Consider the following 1,840-nt stretch of genomic DNA (forward strand, 5'->3'; position numbering starts at 1 on the left):
CCCCCCCCCTTCGCTATTTTCTTATATTATTTTTCGCAAACGTGTATTTTCCTTCTGTTCAGCAAGGCTTTGCCACAGCGGTTGTAGCGTGGAGAAGGCCCGGCGCAATGCTTCATCCGGCAGCGTAAACGGCAGACGTAAATAGCGATCGAACGCCCCTTCCAGCCCAAACCGCGTACCGGTGCCGATATGGATCCCCTGGCTTTCCGCACGCGCAGAGAACAGGGTGGCCAGCATGTCAGGAAGTTCCACCCAAAAAGAGAGCCCACCTTCCGGTGGCGAAAACCGCCAGCGGGGAAAATATTCCGCCATCAGCGTTTCGCACATGTCCCGGCGCGCCTTGAGCATATTCCGCCGCGGCGGCAGCAGTGTGGCGGCATTTTCCAGTAGCCAGCTGCAGGCCAGTTGCTCCAGCAGCGGCGTACCCAAATCCAGCGAATCGCGGGCCTGAATAAGCGAGGCGATGGTCCGCGCGCTGGCGCGGATCCAGCCGATACGTAGTCCCCCCCAGAAGCTTTTCCCGGCCGAACCAATGGTGAGCACCGCGGCATCGGGATTGAAGCTGGCCAGCGGCGGGGGCGGCGGCGCGTTATACCAAAGGTCGGCCATGGTCTCGTCGATTACCAGCGTTGTTCGCGTCCTGGCGGCGATGTCCGCAACCCGCTGGCGGGTGGGGGCATCCATACAGCGTCCGGTGGGGTTGTGAAAATCCGGCATCAGCCACGCCAGCCGCGGCGCAGTCTGCGCAATAGTCGCCGCCAGTCCATCGCAGTCCCATCCCTGCTGCGGAAGCGCAACCCCGACGGGGCGGCAGGAGGCGCCCTGAATGGCGCTGATGGCCATCGGATAGGTGGGGGCGTCAATAACCACCCGATCGCCCGGCCCGGTGAACAGGCGCAGGATCAGCGCGAAGGCGCTGAGGGCGCCGTTGACCACCATCACCTCATCGGGCCGCGTCGGCAGACCGCGTTCGCTGTAGCGCCGGGCAATCGCCTCCCGCAGCACCGGCAGCCCCTGCTGGTCATAGCCAGTCTGTGCGAGATAGGGCGGCAGCAGGGTCATAGCGTGCTGGAAGGCCTGATGGACCTCCGGCCCGGCGCTGAGGGCGGCAGTAGAGAGATTAAGCGTAGATGAGATGCCGGCAGGCAGAGGAAGATCGGCGGGGCGTTCCGGCAAAACAATGCGTGACCCGCTCCCCTGGCGGCTGTAGAGAAAGCCCTCCTCCCGCAACTGGCCGAGGGCGCTGGCGATGGTGGTCCGGCTGACGTTCAGGGCCGCCGCCAGCTCGCGCTCGCCGGGCAGGCGCGTTTGCAGCGTCAGGCGACCATCAAGGATCAGCAGGCGGAGCGCTTCCGCCAGCTGGCGCCATAGCGGCGTGCGTGAGCTGGTCTCCTGCCAGTTGCCGAGCAGGCGTACCAGCGATTGGGTTCCAAAGCGTCGGGCTGACATAGCGATCCACTTTTCCAAAACTGGCCATTAATTATCAGTCCATTTTTGCTGATGATGAGGGCATTCGCAATGATGTTGAGGAAAAAATATGCTTCGTCGCCTGCTGCAGTTATATATTGGTCTGGTGCTTTACGGCGTGTCCACGGCGCTCTTCGTGCATGCCAATCTCGGCGCCGATCCGTGGGATGTTTTCCATCTCGGGGTGGCTAAACAGCTGGGGATCAGTTTCGGTACGGTGATTATCCTGACCGGCGCGGCGGTACTGCTGCTGTGGATCCCGATCCGGCAAATGCCGGGGCTCGGCACGGTGAGCAATGTCATCGTGCTGGGACTGGCGGGGGGCGCCCCGCTGGCCGGCCCGCCGCCCCCGGGGGGGGGGGGGGGGGGGGGG

The 1,840-nt window shown here is 63.8% G+C and carries 1 protein-coding gene and 1 pseudogene; one reads left to right on the forward strand and one right to left on the reverse strand.

Going from position 1 to position 1,840, the window contains the following annotated elements:
• Nucleotides 1–21 precede the first annotated feature (21 nt).
• Nucleotides 22–1,449, reverse strand: coding sequence for a PLP-dependent aminotransferase family protein (locus HMPREF9538_RS05815; RefSeq protein ID WP_002891980.1), 1,428 nt, complete (start codon nt 1,447–1,449; stop codon nt 22–24).
• 88 nt (nt 1,450–1,537) lie between these two features.
• Here HMPREF9538_RS05815 and HMPREF9538_RS30455 point away from each other — a divergent pair.
• A pseudogene (locus tag HMPREF9538_RS30455) lies at nt 1,538–1,840 on the forward strand (hypothetical protein); the annotation flags it as partial.

The organism is Klebsiella sp. MS 92-3, from assembly GCF_000195655.1.
GTDB classification, from domain to species: domain Bacteria; phylum Pseudomonadota; class Gammaproteobacteria; order Enterobacterales; family Enterobacteriaceae; genus Klebsiella; species Klebsiella pneumoniae.

Excerpts from the sequence above, each read along its gene's own strand:
- HMPREF9538_RS05815 (WP_002891980.1), bottom strand. The coding sequence starts at position 1,449 with ATGTCAGCCCGACGCTTTGGAACCCAATCGCTGGTACGCCTGCTCGGC.